Below are 16,858 nucleotides of genomic sequence, written 5' to 3'. Positions count from 1 at the left end.
CTCGTCGTGGTCGATCGTGCGCTGGTCCGAGCCCACTTCCACCAGGCCCAGCCGGGTGCCGGAGTCGATCATGCCCGGGTACGCCGTCTGGCCGGCGCCAGGGCAGCGGCGAGGAGGGAGGCGGCCAGGAAAAACGTCGATTTCATGTGGCGGTCTGGGACTGCGTCGTTAAAGCTGCGTCGTTAAAGCTGCGTCGTTAAAGCTGCGTCGTTAAAGCTGCGTCGGTTAATCATTATCGCCGGAGAAGAAGTCGTACAGATCCACGATCTCATCCCCCGCGTGGACGTCGTGGTCGCGCCGATCCATCAGGATCGTCTGTTCGAGCGGCTCGTCGGGGTCGATCGTGAGGCGCATGTCATCCGGGTCGTTCTCGATATCGAACCGGACAGTGCCGTCGACAATGGTGAGCTGGGGCACGGCGTAGACGGACAGCGGGTGGGCGTTAAACAGCGCGATATCGCCGTCTTTTCCCACCTCGATCGATCCCACCCGATCCGCGATGCCCAGCTGGATGGCCGGGTTGATGGTGATAAGCGCCAGGGCTTCGTCGTCGCTCAGGTCGCCGTAGCGCTGCGTCTTGGCCGCCTCGTGGTAGAGGTGGCGGATGAGCTCGCCGGAGTCCGAGTTGATGGACGTCGTGATGCCGTTGCGGGTAAGGATGGCGGCGTTGTAGGCGGTGGAGTAGTAGACCTCGAACTTGTACGCCCACCAGTCGGCGAAGACCGACGCCGTGGCGCCGAACTCGGCCAGTTCGGGCGCGACCTTAAAGGCCTCGTTGGCGTGCTGGAGGTTGAGTTTCTTGACGCCATTGTCGCGCAGTACGTTCAATAGCATGACGATTTCGTCGGCGCGGTAGGAGTGGGCCTGGACGAGCACGTCGCCGCGGATGATGTCGGCGATGACTTCCAGGCGCTGGTTATACGCCGGCGGGATGGCGCGCAGGTTGGTGATGCGGTCTCGCTCGTAGGCGTCCCAGTCGACGATATAGCGCTGTGCCTGGTCGAAGGCCTCGCGGAGGACCATCTCGACGCCCATGCGGGTGGAGGGGTGGATACCCGAGCCGCCGTGGTTGCGGGTCGGGTTTTCGCCGAGCGCGAACTTGATCGTCCGGGGTGCGCCCTCCATCTTGAGGTGGTCCGGATTCGTGAGGCCGTAGCGTAGCTTGAGCGTCTCGCACTGCCCGCCGATGACGTTGGCCGATCCGTGCATCGCGTGAATGGTGGTGACGCCGCCGGCGAGGGCACGGTAGATGCCGATATCAAACGGGTCGATGACATCTTCCATCGTCACCTCCGAGGTGACCGGCGCCGAGCCTTCGTTGATGGAAGTGAGCGCGTTGTGCGAGTGCGCGTCGATGATGCCGGGCATGACGAACATCCCCGTGGCGTCCACCACCCGGACACCGCGGGGAGCACTCAGGCCAGCGGCGACACGGGTGATCGTGCCGGCGCGTATCAGTACATCCGTGTTCGGCAGCGTGCCGTTGGTGACGGTCAGCACCGTTCCGTTCTTGATGAGCAGGTCGCCGGTTTCCTGTGCCATCGCGTGGCCAAGAAGAAAGAGGCTGCCGAGGAGAAAAATAAGGGCGCGTTTCATGCGTGTCGGTGTCTGGCGGAGGGTGCGTCAGTTCCGCGGGCGGCGGCTGCCGGTCACCGCCAGGATGCTGTCGTCGTCCGTCGTAAAGGTTCCATCGAGGGTGTTGCCGTCGATGACGAGGGCGGCTTTGATGGCGCCCATTTCCTCGATGAAAAACTCGAATGAAAGCTGGTTGCCGGTGAACGCGACGTTCTGGAGGGGGCGGAGTGTTTGGCCTTCGGCTTCCAGGTTGCCGTCCATGGCGTCGGGTGAGCCGGTGAACGTGAGGATGCCTCTCATGCCGGCCGTCTCGGCTACGAATTCCCAGCTACCGATAGCGTTCACGCCGGCGGCGGTGGTGTCCTTGCGTGCGGAATCGGGCTTTTTTGCCTCGACTTCAAACTTCTTCCCATCCACAAACACCAGCCGCAGCGCCGTTTTTTCGGCGAACAGGGGTCCGTTGGCCACAACCAGGTTGGCGATTTTGCCGGTCTCGACCGTCCCCAGGTTGTCCGACAGCCCGAGCAGGCCGGCGGTGTCGGTCGTGAGGGCGGCGAGTGCGGCGTCTTCGGGGAGGCCGGCTTTCACCATCTTGCGCAGGTTTTTGTGGATGTCGGCGGGCTTGACCTCTTTTGTGGTAAAGCCGAACCGGAGGCCGGCTTCGTGGAGGTCGGCAGCCGTCTGGATGTACTGCTGGCGGAAGATGGCCTGGCGGGCGGCGAGGTTTTGGGTCTCGGCGGCCACTTCGCCGTACGAGGTGGTGCGGAAGTTCGGGTTGAAACCGGCGGAGTGGGGGGTAGAGTCGGTGGTGAGCACGCTGTCCTTCTTGCCCGAGTCCGGAACGTCGTTCGGGAGTTTCAGGGTGAGAAAGAGCGGGACGTTCGCGGCGGCGAGCTGGTCGAGGGCGTCGAACGCCTGGTAGAGGCCGCCGATCATGATCTTGAACCCGAGGGCCTGCTGGAGGCGGAGGGCGCGGTAGATTTCGAGTGCGTTATCGGCGTAGATAAACACCGGTTTCTCGCCAGCGATGACCGGGAAGAAGGCGTAGTGGACGGGGTCGTACGCTGGCCGCGCGATGCCGCGCGCGCTGGAGGCATAGAGCGTCTCCATGTGTTGCCGGCGCTCGGCTTCGCGGTAGAGCTGGCGGAATTTCGCCATGACGCCCATCGGCGTGGCGGGGTACACCCGTCGTGCGCCGTCGAACTGGAAGAACATCGACACATCCGAGGCGAGGACCATGCGTCCGGCGGAGGTGCCGTCGAGTAGGACGACCGCGCCCGAGCCCGGCAACATGTTGCCGTAGGGGACGATATGGGCGGCGGTGAAGCCGGCGTTGCGGAGCTCGGCGATGGATGAATCCTCCGGATCGATCATCGCATGAGCGAACCGCTCTGGCTGGATGCCGGCGGCGGCGTCCGGCGGGTCCGACCGGCTGACGTCCGGCGCGGTGGTGTTGGTATTCTCCGGCTTCGGGGCCGGGATGCCGGCGTTGGAGAGGCCGTCGATAAAGCCGGCGTAGACGACCAGCGAGTCGCCCGGGATCACCTCGGCGTCAAACGGGACACTCACCCCGGCGCCAACACCGGTGATGAGGCCATCCCGCACGAGCACCGTCCCCCGCGGAATGACCCGCCCGGGCGCCTGGACGATGCGGGCGTTGACGATGGCGTAGGTGCGGGTGACGGGCGGCAGGAGGTCAGGACTTTGTGCGCGCGCGCCGGTAGCGCTGAACGCAAGCAGAAGCGCGGCAGCGGCCAAACGGAGAAAGCAATTCATGGAGCGTGTGGCTGTTGGAAGGGGCCGCGGTAAAGGTAAGCGAACGGAAAATAGCGAATGGCGAAGGGAAAAAGAAGAGCGGAATGGAAGGAGTCACGAGGAGCCCAACGATGTAGCCTACTGGTTGTCCAGGTCCGCGGATGAACGATTCGCCGCGATTGAACTGATGAGGCAAATAAATTACGCCTATGATCCGCTTGCCGATCGAATTCCGAGACTTCTTGAAGTCGTTGAAGGCCAACGAGGTTAAGTATCTACTTGTGGGTCGCAATTACCAGACCCCACCTCGATCCGAGGAATGCCAATCAGGAGTTGAAACACGACGCATACTGGCTTCCGCCGCACGCTCCATGGTCGTCCAGCCCCCATGAGGCCTACCTGCATGCGATCAGCCGCCTATGGATCCCCAATCGAGTTGGGGAAGACGAGGCAAGGGGGGAATGCCTGTCAGATTTATTCATTTGATACGGCCTCAACTCCTGATTCATGCGAATCAGGAGTTGGAATGCGTATTCCGCGTGATTTTGGAGTGCATAACTACTTAAGAAACCGTTGAGATTTGCGTATTGCATAAGGAACAAGTCATCCCCGCGAAGGCGGGGACCCAGAAAAATGCCAAGCTGATGGCTGGATTACTTCGTAAGTCGCTTCGCTCGTTTCCCGCCTGCGCGGGAGCCTGCCCCCGGCTTTGACCGGGGGATGACTATGCCTTCGGTCAAAGCCGAGTGGTGACATGTTGCCCCATTTTTGCACGATTCAACTCCTGATTCGCATGAATAGCGGGTAGTGATTGGTGACGGGGCGTGGAGTTAGCGCCGAGTGGTGGTTTATAATTAAGCCCTGTCATCGCGATCGGACGCAGCGGCGCCAGCCGATGCGGCAGCTGAGCGACCTCCTCGAGATGGGCGAAGTGCTCGGCTTAAGGAGGTCTCTCCGCTCTCACGCCGGCAAGCCGGCGTCTTCGGTCGAGATGACATTATTTTTTGGGGGTTTGACATAGTTCAACTCCTGATTCGCATGATTCGCATTAGGAGGGGTCTGATTCGGCACGCCCGTTCACCTCCCCAGCAGCTGTTTGATCACATCCACCCGTTTGATGATCGCCTCCCGGTCCATCTGGTGGTACTGCGGCGGCAGGAGCGCGCGGTTGGTGCATTCGAGCACGGCGGCGAGGGACTGGAGCTCGACTTCCAGCGGGTACGTGGGCGGGATGAAGTCATCGACCGCGGCCTGGATGTGTTCGGGCTTGACGTCGCTGCCCGAGTCCTCGGCGGCGGCGCGGAACTTGGCGCGGGTGAGCAGGGCCTCCATGTCGGCGCCGCTGTAGGTGCGTTCGCCGTTGACGAGCGCCTCGGGCATCTGCTCGAAGGGGATCTTAATCTTCGTGCGCTTCATCATCACCTTGAGTAGTTCCTCGCGTTCGGGGCGTTCGCTTGGGTAGAATAGGGCGATGTGTTCCTCGGCGCGGCCCTGGCGCTTGAGGTCGATCGGCATGAGGTCCGGCCTGGCCGTGAGGAGGAAGAAAATGATGCGGCCGCGGTGTTTCGAGTTGCTCATGAACTGGGCGATCTGCCCGAAGACGCGCGACGACACGCCGGAGTCCCCGCTGGAGTCGCGGTCCCCGAGCATCGCATCCGCCTCGTCGATCATGACGGCGACGGGGGTCATGGCTTCGAGGAGGTTGAGGATTTTCTCCAGGTTACCCTCGGTGACGCCCTGCCACTGCGAGCGGAAGTTCTTGAGCATGACCATCGGGATCCCGATGTCGCCGGCGAAGCAGGTGATCATAAACGTCTTGCCGGTGCCGACGGGCCCGCTGACGAGGTAGCCCATGGGCATGACGTCCGGCCGGCCGTTGCGGAGCGCTTTGGCGGCCTGGCGGAGGTGTTCCTTGGCGTGGGCATGGCCGGCGACCATGTCGAGGGTGTAATCGGTCTCCACAAACTCCAGCATCCCGAACGCCTCGGCCTCGATGAACTCCTTTTTGAGTTCGGACAGGCGCTCGAACGTCATCCGCGTGTGGTTTTCGAGGACGTCGGCCAGGATGGTGCGGAGCTGGATGTACCCGAGGCCGGCGGTGTTTTGCGCAAAGGCCTTGGCCGGCACGGCGGACTGTTGCTTAAATTCGGCTTCCCGGCCGGCAATCCGGTGGTTGACGAAGTTGATGCGCGACGCCTCGTCGGGCAGCTCGATCCGGATCTCGGCCGTGTGCGGGCTCTGGACGAGCTGCTGGTTCAAGTCGTTCAGGTTTTCAGTGATGAGGCAGATCGTGAAGTCGTGCTCCAGGAATAGCGGGTCGTGCGCCCATTTCTGGAGGTAAACCAGCGCGTTGCGATCCTCCGACGAATACATCGACGCCTCGGCCATCGGGATGATCGTTTCGGCGTAGTCGATGATACACGCGATGCCTTTCCCTTCGGCGAGACGGAGCCGGAAATAATTATCGAGCACCGAAAAGACGCGGACGGGTTCTTTCGGGAGGTTTTTGATGTACTCGGTTCCGAAGATCGTGTCGTAACCCGATAGCGCCCGGTTGAAGTCTTTCTGGGACTCAGGGTCGTTGAAATGGATGCCGCTTGAGCGGTCGTAGAGCACGATCAGGTCCCGCGAGGCGAAGAGTTCGTCCTTCAGGAAGCCGCGGAGGGGGACGTATTTTGTCTGCTCACTGTCGTCGACAAAGGGCACGAGGTCTCGCACGTTCCCATAAAGGATAAACTGGGTGAGCGTCTTCGTAAAGTATTTGCGGGCGAATTCGCGTGCCCATTCCGGGTAGTGGCGGGTGTATTCCTCGAACGCCGTCGCGGGCGTAGGGGCCTTACCGTTTGCGGTGTGGCCGGCGGGCTTCGCCTCCGGGGACTTCTTCGTATCGTCTTTTTTCTTGGCCATGGTAAGCGCGTCGGTTGCTGTCGTATGATGTGCTCTGCGTTCGGAAATCCCCCTGGAAGGTTGCAAGTTCCTGGATTGGCCGCTCAATTACAATGTGAATCGCTGACAAATGCGATCCAGTCACCCGCCGGCCTCGATGTGTTCCGCAGCAGCCTTCGCGAGCTTCTGGAAGTTCGACGCCACGATCCGGGTGACGATGGACTCGGCGCCCCGGGCGAGCAGGCCTTCGACCTGTTCGAAGCCTTTTGGCATGCCGTTGATGATCATCTCGCCGGCGAAGGTGATCCGGGCCCCGCGGCCGCCCATCGCCGGCTGAAAGACGGTGCTGCCGGCGCAGGCCACGTGCTCCCCGAAATAGGGCGACTCGATCGTCCAGGTGCACCGTGCCGCCGCTTCGTCCCACTCGGCCCGGTCCACCCAGCTCAGCATCTCGGGCTTCGCATACTGCATCAGCATCGCCGGCAGCTGCGGCGCGGCCGTCCACCGGTTCACGACCCGCAGCCTGCCATCCGGCAACGACTGTCGCTCCAGGCATTCGATCGACGCCACCTCGTCGAGCCGGCCAGCGATGACGGGCAGATCGTCCCGCAACGCGCGCCAGATATCGGGCCAGGGAAGTTTCAGGAGGGTGGTGGTGGAAAGGGTCATTTCAAGGCAAAAGGTAAAATGCAAAAGGCAAAATATGGGCACGCACCCCGTAGCCCGGGTTAGCGCGTAGCCCGGGTTAGCGCGTAGCCCGGGTTAGCGCAGCGTAACCCGGGTTTCAATGCAAAACGTGTGCGTCCGTACCCCGGGATATTAATGCAAAGGGTAAAATGCAAAATGCAACATGTTATCGCGAACCCCGGGTCACCTCCGGAGCCAAATTCATCCTCGCACGGACATCATTCGGAATATGTTCGCTCGCGACAAGCCAGGCGAGCGCTCGGGCGAGGGCCTCGCGGGCCGGCACTGCACAATAACCCAGCGCGCGGGCTTTGGCGTCGTCGTACCAGTAATACCGTCCAACCATTCGGGCCTGTTCGCGGCTGCTTTGAGGCGGCTTGCCGGTGAGCCGGCTCGCGAATTCAAACGCCGCGGCCGCGGCCACCGCGGTCGTCTCCCAGCTGGTGATCCACGGACCCGGCAATCCAACGAGTTCGGAGACCAGCCCGTGCACGGCTGGCCATTCCAGGTTTTCCGATCCCAGCGTGTACCATTCGCCAGCTACGCCGCGCTCCGCCGCGAGCAGGTGGCCGGCGACCACGTCGTCGATCCCCACGATATTACATCCCCCGATCCAGGTCGCCTTCATCGGGTCCGTCAGGTACCGCACCAGCATCCGGTTGCTCTCCGTCAACCCGAAATCAGGGCCGCCCACGGTGACGGTGGGGCGGACCGCGACGACCTCGATCCCCAAACGCTGCCCGAGTTCAAACGCCAGGCGCTCCTGCTCGGCCTTGGCGCGCACGTACGCCGGCTCGTCGGCCACCCCGAGCGCCTCATAGTCCGCAATGACGCGGGCCGTCCGCCGGGAGCCGGCGACGACCGACGACGAGGTGAGCACGACGCGGCGGACGCCCTGCCGGGCGGCGGCCTGGAGCACATTCCGTGCGCCGGCGACAGTCGTCTCGAAGAGATCCACCTCCGAAATCCCCCAGAAGGTGTACGGCGACGCGGCGTGGAAGACGATGTCTCGGCCATCGAGGGCCGCGTCGAGGGTGGCAGGCTCGCGGACGTCTCCATGGACCAGCGCGAGATCGACCCCGGTCAGATTACGCCGGTCGCTGGTGGGGCGGACGAGCCCGCACACGTCGTACCCTCGCTGCCGCAGGCCGCGGGCCAGATGGCTGCCGATAAAACCGCTGGCTCCGGTGACGAGTGCGCGCATGGTGATTTTAGCTGCTAGTGTCGGTCGTGCCGGTCATGCGCCGCATGTCGCGCTGCATGGCCTCGGCCAGCTCGCGCCACAGCGCCGGCTGATGCTCCGCCGCGGCTTTTCCGGGCAGGTGGCGATACCCCATGGCGTCGGTCGACGCCGTCGCCTGTCCGTCCTTCGTCGGCCCGCCCTTCGTCGGTTGCGCCCAGCGCCGCAGGAAGTCCATCAGCATGGCCAACAACTCGTCGATCTGCTCGATGGCGAGCGGCCGGCCGTCTTCATCGTCCTTCGTGGCCAGGGCGTGGCCCGTACGGGTGTCGCGGCCCTCGTACGCGGCCTCGTAGTTGGCCACCGTGCGCGAAAAAAAGGCGATGTAGGCGTCGGATACCATTCGGGCCTTGATCTCCGGCAGATAATCCATATTAATCGCCTGCCAGAACAGCGGCAGGGCAAACTTCTGGCGGGCGACGATCAGGATCTCGACATCGTCTCCGTGGCGCGAGAACGCGACGAGCCCGTCGTCGAACGCGGCGGACCCGTTGGCGCTTTCGACGGCGCGCCAGAAGATCCGCCGGCGATCTGCTTCATACCGCACGACCTCGATCTTCCCCACATCGATGTCCTCTCCCCCAAAAAACACCATCCAGTTGGGCTGTGGCAGGTAGATGTTGCGCTCGGCCTGGTGTACGATACGGCCCTGCTCGTCCTGCTGCACGGTCACCCGCGCTCCGCCGATGTTGTCATACATCATTTCGACGGCCGCCGCGATGTCCACACGATCGACGAAACGGTCGAACGAGATGGGGAGGATACGGCGGTACTCGAACAGGACGGACCCGTCGATATACCGCCAGCGCAGGCCGTTGGCATCGGGCGGGGTGTGTCGGGCGATGTCGGCCAGAGGGAGGATATACTGAGCGACGGCGTCGAAGTCGGCCGGCTGGAAACGAGAAAGATCGATGCCGAGCGGGACCTCCCGCCGACGGAGCCGGCCTTTGTCGGCCGTGATGCGCCAGGCATAGAGCCCTTGTTCGATGGAGGCGAGGAGGCCATTGAGGGCCAGGTAGGCGCCGGCCACAAACGGCTGTTCGTCCACCTCGGCGAGGAGCGGCGCGAGGTAACCGTTCACCTGGGCATCCAATCCCTGTTTAAAGGGAAACAGGGCGGTGTCGACGGTGGTGATCCAGGGGGCGACGTGCCGGCGGAGCGTCGGGTTTTTGTTGCGCGCGCGCACGGCGTCGGCCAGGAGGAGGGACGGATTCAGCCAGCCGACCATCGGCGCGAGGTCGCCGGCGATTTCGTACGAGGCCGGCAGCCCGATCGTGTGCAGCGCCCGGGCGTTCAGGCGCGAGGCGTACGGGTCGAGCCCCATTTTGAGCGCCCCGGCCCAGTCGGCCAACAGGGCGTCTGAGGACGCGATCAGCATTCCGGCCGGGAACGGCTTCGAGGCACGCATCCCCTGGCTGCCGTGATTGGCGACCCTGCCGTCGATGATCGAAAAATGAACCGGAGTGTGCTGGAGCAGGGCGACGGCCACGTCGCCGGCGTCGAGCCGGCAGCGGTAGTGCAGGTCCTTGTCGCGCAACGGCAAGACGCCGAGCAGGGTGTGGGCGCCGAGGGCGAAACGCTCCTCCTCGTCGGTCTTGAGTTTGGGGACGAGGATCCGGAAGTCGGCCTCGAGCCAGGCGGCTCCAAGCGGCGTCCCTGCCAGGACGGAGCCGGCGGGAAAGCCGGCGTCGGCCAGGTCCTCGCCGAGGTCGGCGATGTCGTAGGGATGGCCGGACGCGGTTTCGAAGCGGTAGCCGGCGAGGTCGGCCAGGGCAAGGACGTCCCGATTCTCCAGCCACACCCCCGCCGGGCTCGGGCCGTCGACGACCGAGACGGTTTCGTAGCCGCGTGTGACGAGTTGCTCGATAAGCGCCTCGACGAGCGCGGGGTCCGTGCCGGTGGATCCGCCGGTGGCGAAGACCTCCAGGTCGGGTTTGATCACGATGCGAAACGCCGCGGCGACTTTCTCGCCTCGCCGCCCATCCAGGATCTCCCAGAAGCCGGCGTCCTCCAGCGTCCGCGCGAGGTGGGCGGCGAGGTCGTTGGCGCCGCCCAGACAGACACAGGCACGGATGGGTTGGGAAGCCGCCATCACGGACTCACCAGGTAGCTATGGTGGAAGCCCAGCCGGGGGTCGGCGTAACGGGATACGTGGGGGACGTACTCCTGAATCTCGGGCATCGGCGTCCGGAAACGCAGGGTGAGCGACGGGTAATCGTACACCGTGATGTGATTCAGGCCGCGGTTAGCCGTGAAGAGCAGCGTCTGGTCCTTCGAGAGCTGGCAGGCGTGGACGGAGTCCAGGAACGTAAACCGGCTGACGCGCAGGGCGCCAAGCAGGTGGTGCGCGCCGGTGAAGACGCTGCCGCGGATCATCGAGTCGTAGACCTGGGTCGCCATCGAGCGCTTGTGGTTCATCCGGGTGGCGAGATCCGGCCGCTCGTCAATGAGGCGGAATTTGGAGAAGCTCTCCAGATCGATGAACACGATCGTGCCGCTGCCTCCGTTGCAGAAGATGAGCTCGGTGTCCGAGATCGTGACGTCCGAGTTGATGTGAGACGGGATTTCGCGGCCGCAGGCCCAGTGTCGGACGACCCGTTTTGTGCCGGCGTCGATCTCGAACGCGTACTCCTTAAAGAAGGCGATGGCCCACTCGTGGTAGTCGACGTGGTCCTGGGGTAGCACCCGAAAGGAGACGGCGTAAAACAGGTCTTTCCGGGGATGGCCTACGATGTGCCAGCACGTGGCCGGCAGGGGGATGATGGTCGTCTCGCCGGTCTCCAGGTCCAGCACGCCCACGCTTTTGGCCTCGCCCTGTGCGCCAAGAGCCGGGTTGTCCATCGCCCCGTAACAGAGGTACCGGCCCGAGGCCGAGATCTTCATGCTGTGGGGGATCATCGTTTTATGCGGGCCGAGGCGTTCGCCGGCGGCGAGGCGGTTGACATCGAACCGGTAGAAAAAGTCCCCGATCGCCGTGATGAACGTGTGGTTATCCAGCCAGCAAATGTGGGTGCTGCCGCGGAGGCTGGTGTCGGGCGATTCGTAGGCGAGGGTGGAGGTGCGATCCAATTCATCGAGCGTAACCGGATCGTAGAACATCAGGTGCTGGCCGGTGGTGCCGAGGTATCCGAGCGTCTTCTCCGGGTTGACGCTGACGGCATGGCCGCCGGCGAGGCCGTCGAAGTACGTGATTTTGAAGGCGCAGGCGTGGTCGACCGGGTCGTACCGGAAATTACAAACGCCGGCCATGCCTTCGAGGCCATTGATACCGTTTCCGTCCAGCGCGATGTGGAAGGCATAGGGGTACTGCTTCATGGGACCGCGTTATCCGTTGGTGCGGGGTTTCCGTGGGCTGGTCCGCGGGGACGTCGTTTTTTTGGTGTCGGAAGGCTTCGGTTTCGCCGGTTTTTGGGATAGTGCCTGTTTCTTGGGTTCTGCCTGTTCCTTGGGTTCTGCCTGTTTTTTGGGTTCTGCCTGTTTCTTGGGTTCTGCCTGTTTTTTGGGTTCTGCCTGTTTCTTGGGTTGTACTGGCGGCTCTTTTCTGGGGCTCGGCTTCACCGGCTGGTCGTCGGCAGGGGCGGTGGGTTGGATCTGGAGGGCCAACGAGAGACCGGGGTAGCCGTCGACGCGGACGGTGGCCGAGTAGCGGCGGCCGGCGATGAAGCGGTCGGCCGGCAGGGTAAGGCGGAGTGTGACGGCGCGTTCGTCGCCCGGGGCGAGATCGAACCGGGCGGGTTCGATCGTGAGCGGTAGCGTGAAGTCGGGTCCGCCGGCGGCGTCACAGGCTTCGGAGATCCCGAAACCGATCGAGAAGAAGCCGTCCTGGGTGTTTTCGAGCACAAACGTCTGAGAGGCGCCCCCCCCGACGGGCCCCGTCAGGGTGATGGGGATCTGGCGGGTGGATGCATCGGCCGGCGGAGGGTGGTAGGTGTAGTCGTGCGTGCGGCGTCGGCCGGCGCGAGGCTCCGAGCCGGCACGTTGCCACTCGTCCATCGAGCGGCGCGTGAAGTCGGTGCCGAGGGCGCTCAGGTCGCGGTAGTAGTCCTGGTTGAGAGCCCACCAGGCGCGGGCGAAATCCAGGGTTCGGGCGCTGACCGTCTCGATGGAAGACGCCGCGGCTCGAGCCCATTCCGCGGCGTCGGCCGGCACGTTGCCTTGCCAGCTGTCTTTTATCCCGCGCTGCCACCGGTTGGCGGCGTCGCGGAGGGCGTCGGATTGCCGGGCGAAGGCCTGTTCGGCCGCCTTGAGGAGCCAGTCCGGGAGGAGTTGATTTTTGTTACTCATGCGTTCAGCAGCACCCGCAGGCGCAGTCGATGGTGTAACGATCACAATCGAACGGCCGTACGGCGACGGCGATACGAACGGGGCGGATGTCACATCCGGTGATGCGCAGGTCGGCGTATTGAACGCAGCAGTCCTCGACTCGTCCGGGTGTCCCCGTAGTGCTATTCGGATTCGCTTCACCGATCTGGATGGCGACGACCACTTCATGCTCGGAGCAGGGCGCGAGTGTGATCGTCTTTTCACCCATCAACGAACCGAACACGGTAACGGCGCATTTTCGGGCGTTGTCGAACCCGCTGAGTTCGAGGGTGACTTCCCGTTCGCGGCGGATGCTGTTTTCGATGACCATGGGGATGAGCCGGCGTTCGCCCGGGTAGGCGTAGACGACGAGGTCGGCCTTGCCGATGCAGCACTGGCAATGGCAGTCGTCCTCGCGGCACCCGCATCCACAGGGATCGTGATGGGCCTGTTTACCGGGGTAATGCCCCGGCTTTTCGGGCGCGCGGGCGGCGTCGAGGGCCTCGTTCCACATCCGGGTCCAGGATTCCATGGCCGGGGTGACGAACGTGTCCCAGGATGCCGTCCAGGGGTCCGAGCGGTCGGCGGCAGGAGGGCGGCTGGTGGAGGAGCGGCGTCCGGTGGTGCGCCAGGGGCGGGTGCGGTAGGTTTCGTCCAAGGTCGTGAGGGATTGGGGTGATGAGTGGATTGGATCAGCGATCCAGGCGGATGCGGGGGCCGTCGTGTCGGGATGTCTCGGGAGCGGGACGCGGGCCGGCCGGCAGCACATGCGGCTTGCGGTCCATCCCTTCAATGATGGAACGTGCTTCGCCCTGTACGTCGATGCCAAAAACCTCGACGCCGAAGACTGAAAAGCCGATGTGTTGCTGGTAGGGTTGATGGATGCAGGTGGTTGGCACCGGATCCAGCCGGATGCGCAGGCACTGATCCAGGGCGACCGGCTTCACGTCGATCTCCGCCGTGCTTTCGGTTTTGATCGGCTCGGGGATCGAAATCGTGCTTTCGGTTTTGATCGGCTCGGGGATCGAAATCGTGCTTTCGGTTTTGATCGGGTCCGGCACCCGAATCGTGCTGTCCGTCTTATACGGCAGCCCATCCCTGTTAAACACCTCTACAGTAGATGCTGAGGTGAACGGTTGGCCGTCTTTGTTGCCTACTTCCACGCGGGATGTCACCGGGTGCGGCACGTTTACATCAACGGAATAGTCGGACATAACGATGCGAAGCTGGATGGAATGTGGTGAGGATCAGGGAAAAAACGTCATGGCCGTCAGTGTGGTCACGATACCAATCAGGGCGCCGGCGATCACGTCGGACGGGTAGTGGTGGCCGGAGGCCAGGCGAGACCATGCGATGAGCAGCCAGCCGATGAGGAAGGGGAGAAAGGCATGGGGGAGCGAGAGCCCATACGGGAGGCCGACGGCGGCGGCCGCCATGGCGTGCCCGCTGGGAAAGGAGTACAAGTCGAGCGTGGGCAGCCCGGTATCCAGGCTCGGGTCCCGGTGCAGGGGCCGCGCTCGGGCACAGACCCGTTTGACGAAGTAATAGACGGGGAACGCCAGCAGAATAGCCAGAGCGGCCCAGACTAACATGCCGTCTGCTTCACGCCCTTTTACCGCCAGGGCGCCGGACACGAGGATCAAGTAGAGCCAGCCGTTGCCGAGCCGGCAGAGCAGGGCGGCCGCCTTTTTGAGGAGGGGTCGATGGTGGACCTTTTTGACGACCGAACGCACGTAGGCGATTTCAAGGTCGTCGAGCCGGTGGAGCCACGCGCGGAAGGAGGATGCGGCCGTCGTCGTGTACATGGGAAGGACCGGACGGATGGAAGCGTCGGCATCGTGCCTGATCGACCTACGAGTCATTACAGATGGGCCGAACGGCGTACAGAGATCGGCGGGCGCAGGTAGCGTGGGAGACGACGCGATGGGGAAGCGGATAGCGACGACTAAAGGTAATTCATCCCCCCGGTGTGCGCAAGTAGGGACGCAGGGCTATGCGCCCCGCCCCGTCGTGCGCCCCCGCGGCAAAAAAAAGGGGCGCACGGCCGTGCGCCCCTACGATGATACCCATCCGTATAAAACGTCCGATCAGGCGATCGTGACCTGCTTGTCGAGGTACACATCCTGGATGGCGTGCAGCAGTTCGACGCCGTCTTCCATCGGCTTCTGGAACGCTTTGCGGCCCGAAATGAGGCCCATGCCGCCGGCGCGTTTGTTGATGACCGCGGTGCGGACGGCCTCCTGGAGGTCGTTTTTGCCCGAGCCGCCGCCCGAGTTGATCAGGCCGGCGCGTCCCATGTAGCAGTTGGCCACCTGGTAGCGGGTAAGGTCGATCGGATGGTCCGACGTGAGCTTCGAGTAGATGCGCTCGTCGAGCTTGCCGTAGCTGCTGTTGCCGGTGTTGAGGGCCTTGAAGCCGCCGTTGCAGTCGGGCTGTTTCTGCTTGATGATATCCGCCTGGATCGTCACGCCCAGGTGGTTGGCCTGGCCGGTGAGGTCCGCGCTGGTTTCGTGGTTGACGCCGTTCACCTTGAACGCACTGTTACGCATGTAGCACCAGAGGATTGTCGTCATCCCGAGTTCGTGGGCGCGGGAGAAGGCCTCGGAGACATCGACGAGCTGGCGGGCGGATTCATCCGACCCGAAGTAGACCGTCGCGCCGACGCCGACGCAGCCCATGTTCCATGCATCCTCGATCTGGGCGAACATGACCTGGTCGAACTTGTTCGGGTAGGTCAGCAGCTCGTTGTGGTTGATCTTGAGGATGAAGGGGATCTTGTGTGCGTACTTGCGCGAAACGGCGCCGAGGACGCCAAAGGTGGACGCGACGGCATTACACCCGCCCTCGATGGCGAGCTTGACGATGTTTTCCGGATCGAAGTACGCCGGATTTTTGGCGAACGAGGCGCCGGCGGAGTGCTCGATGCCCTGGTCGACCGGGAGGATGGACACATAGCCCGTCCCGCCGAGCCGGCCGTGATCGAACAGCGACTGGAGGGAACGGAGCACCTGTGGCGTACGATCGGATGCCGACCAGACGCGGTCGATAAAGTCGGGCCCCGGCAGGTGCAGGGTTTCGCGGGGGATAGTGTTCGACTTGTGGTCGAGCAAAAATGCGGCTTCTTCGCCGAGAATGTCCGCGACTGGCGCGGTAGACACGTCTGCCATAGGGATCGTTAGCCTCCAATCTGGTTAAGTTGGTTGGCCTCCCAACGCCTGTTTTGGGCTAAAGTTCGACGGCAACGGATCGGAAGCGCTTTTATCATCCAGTCTTAACCCGAACCTGGATTTCATCGGGGATGCTGGCGGGATCCGCGAAGTAATCGACCAGATTCGCAGCGATCATTGGCGCCATGAGCAGGCCCTTCGAGCCGAGCCCGGAAATGAGCCACACGGCGTTTCTTCCGGGCAGGTGGCCCACCATGGGGAGGCGTAGCCGCGGCACCGTGATGCGCACGCCGACGGAGGCGCTGACCACCCGGCTACGCGACAGCCTAGGGATCAATTGGGTGGCCTCGCGGAGCAGCTTCCGGGACACGGCCGGCGACGGGGCGAGGTCCGCGTAGCTGTGTTCGTACGAGCTGCCAGCCAGCAGCGCATCGCCCTCATCGATGAGGTAGCCGTTGCCGGCGAGCGACAAGAGGTTGGGCGGTGCTCCGGCCGGCCGGCTGATCCGGATGAGCTGCCCCTTGATCGGGTGGAGATCCAGTGCCCCGAGGACATCAAATCCCGCGACGCCGGCGCCGAGCGTCAGCAGCAGCCGGCGCGCCTTCAGCTCGGACCGGATGCCGTCCGCTGTGTTCGCCACCTCTACGGTGACACTCCCATACGCCTGCCGCCAACCGACGAGACGCGTGCGGGTCGCAACCGTGAGACCCTGCTCCTTTGCCTTTTCCACGAGCGATGTGATGAGCTTTCCGACGCGGATGACGCCGCCCGGGTGGACGCGCAGCGCGCCGTGGGGGGCGGCGACGAGCGGGTGCGCCTCGCGGATGGCTCCGGGCTCGATCCACGCGGTTTCGCTCGGGTACCGCTCGGCGCTTTCTTTGAAAAACCCGGCCTGTTCTTCGTCTTTTGCCGGCCGGAGTACGCCGCGGCGGTCGTAATGGGCCTCAGCGCCAGCCGCGGCCACCATTCGGTCCAGCGCCTCGATCGCCTCCTCCATGCGCCAGGCGGGCTTCGCCCGTAATCCGCTGATCGGGTTTACCATCCCCGCCGCCATGCCCGAAGCGCCTGCCCCCGGCGCCTCGGCGTCGAGAAGCAATACACGCTGCGTGCGCGAAAGGGTAAAAGCCGCCGTAACGCCCGCGAGACCGGCGCCGGCAATGATGATGTCGTATTCGGGCATATCGAAGATCTACGGTGAACGAGGGCCGCAAGATAACGATTCGAAAGCGAGCGTGTGGGAATTGTG

General features: G+C 63.7%; 13 protein-coding genes. All 13 read right to left on the bottom strand.

What is annotated here, in order from left to right; genetic code table 11:
* Positions 1-225: 225 nt before the first annotated feature.
* The 13 genes from SH809_18135 to SH809_18075 all read right to left on the bottom strand — a co-directional run bounded on the left by SH809_18135 (position 226) and on the right by SH809_18075 (position 16,792).
* Complete coding sequence (locus SH809_18135) at positions 226-1,596, bottom strand: amidohydrolase family protein (GenBank protein ID MDZ4701637.1); 1,371 nt, start codon at positions 1,594-1,596, stop codon at positions 226-228.
* A 27-nt stretch (positions 1,597-1,623) separates the two neighbouring features.
* Positions 1,624-3,351 (bottom strand): amidohydrolase family protein, encoded by a 1,728-nt coding sequence (locus SH809_18130; GenBank protein ID MDZ4701636.1) that lies wholly within the window; start codon positions 3,349-3,351, stop codon positions 1,624-1,626.
* A 1,056-nt stretch (positions 3,352-4,407) separates the two neighbouring features.
* Positions 4,408-6,237, bottom strand: a complete 1,830-nt coding sequence (locus SH809_18125; protein MDZ4701635.1) for an AAA family ATPase — start codon at positions 6,235-6,237, stop codon at positions 4,408-4,410.
* Positions 6,238-6,357: 120 nt separating this feature from the next.
* Positions 6,358-6,885, bottom strand: coding sequence for a hypothetical protein (locus SH809_18120; protein ID MDZ4701634.1), 528 nt, complete (start codon positions 6,883-6,885; stop codon positions 6,358-6,360).
* Positions 6,886-7,069: 184 nt separating this feature from the next.
* On the bottom strand, positions 7,070-8,107 hold the full coding sequence (locus SH809_18115) for an NAD-dependent epimerase/dehydratase family protein (GenBank protein MDZ4701633.1): 1,038 nt from the start codon (positions 8,105-8,107) through the stop codon (positions 7,070-7,072).
* A 7-nt stretch (positions 8,108-8,114) separates the two neighbouring features.
* On the bottom strand, positions 8,115-10,235 hold the full coding sequence (locus SH809_18110) for a DUF362 domain-containing protein (GenBank protein MDZ4701632.1): 2,121 nt from the start codon (positions 10,233-10,235) through the stop codon (positions 8,115-8,117).
* Positions 10,235-11,458 (bottom strand): hypothetical protein, encoded by a 1,224-nt coding sequence (locus SH809_18105; GenBank protein ID MDZ4701631.1) that lies wholly within the window; start codon positions 11,456-11,458, stop codon positions 10,235-10,237. Before SH809_18105 ends, SH809_18110 begins: the two co-directional genes overlap by 1 nt.
* A gap of 9 nt (positions 11,459-11,467) precedes the next feature.
* Positions 11,468-12,427, bottom strand: coding sequence for a hypothetical protein (locus tag SH809_18100; protein ID MDZ4701630.1), 960 nt, complete (start codon positions 12,425-12,427; stop codon positions 11,468-11,470).
* Positions 12,428-12,431: 4 nt separating this feature from the next.
* On the bottom strand, positions 12,432-13,103 hold the full coding sequence (locus tag SH809_18095) for a hypothetical protein (GenBank protein ID MDZ4701629.1): 672 nt from the start codon (positions 13,101-13,103) through the stop codon (positions 12,432-12,434).
* Positions 13,104-13,137: 34 nt separating this feature from the next.
* On the bottom strand, positions 13,138-13,659 hold the full coding sequence (locus SH809_18090) for a hypothetical protein (GenBank protein MDZ4701628.1): 522 nt from the start codon (positions 13,657-13,659) through the stop codon (positions 13,138-13,140).
* Between the two features lie 33 nt (positions 13,660-13,692).
* A complete protein-coding gene (locus SH809_18085) occupies positions 13,693-14,250 on the bottom strand; it encodes a phosphatase PAP2 family protein (GenBank protein MDZ4701627.1) in 558 nt (185 codons plus the stop codon).
* Between the two features lie 282 nt (positions 14,251-14,532).
* Positions 14,533-15,612, bottom strand: coding sequence for a class I fructose-bisphosphate aldolase (locus tag SH809_18080; protein ID MDZ4701626.1), 1,080 nt, complete (start codon positions 15,610-15,612; stop codon positions 14,533-14,535).
* 94 nt (positions 15,613-15,706) lie between these two features.
* Positions 15,707-16,792 carry an FAD-dependent oxidoreductase gene (locus tag SH809_18075; protein MDZ4701625.1) on the bottom strand — a complete coding sequence of 362 codons (1,086 nt, stop codon included), beginning with the start codon at positions 16,790-16,792 and terminating at the stop codon, positions 15,707-15,709.
* Between the last annotated feature and the right edge of the window lie 66 nt (positions 16,793-16,858).

The organism is Rhodothermales bacterium (genome assembly GCA_034439735.1).
In the GTDB taxonomy this organism is placed as follows: domain Bacteria; phylum Bacteroidota; class Rhodothermia; order Rhodothermales; family JAHQVL01; genus JAWKNW01.
The sequence above is the reverse complement of the archived record's forward strand: the minus strand, read 5'-3'. Positions and strand labels throughout refer to the sequence as shown.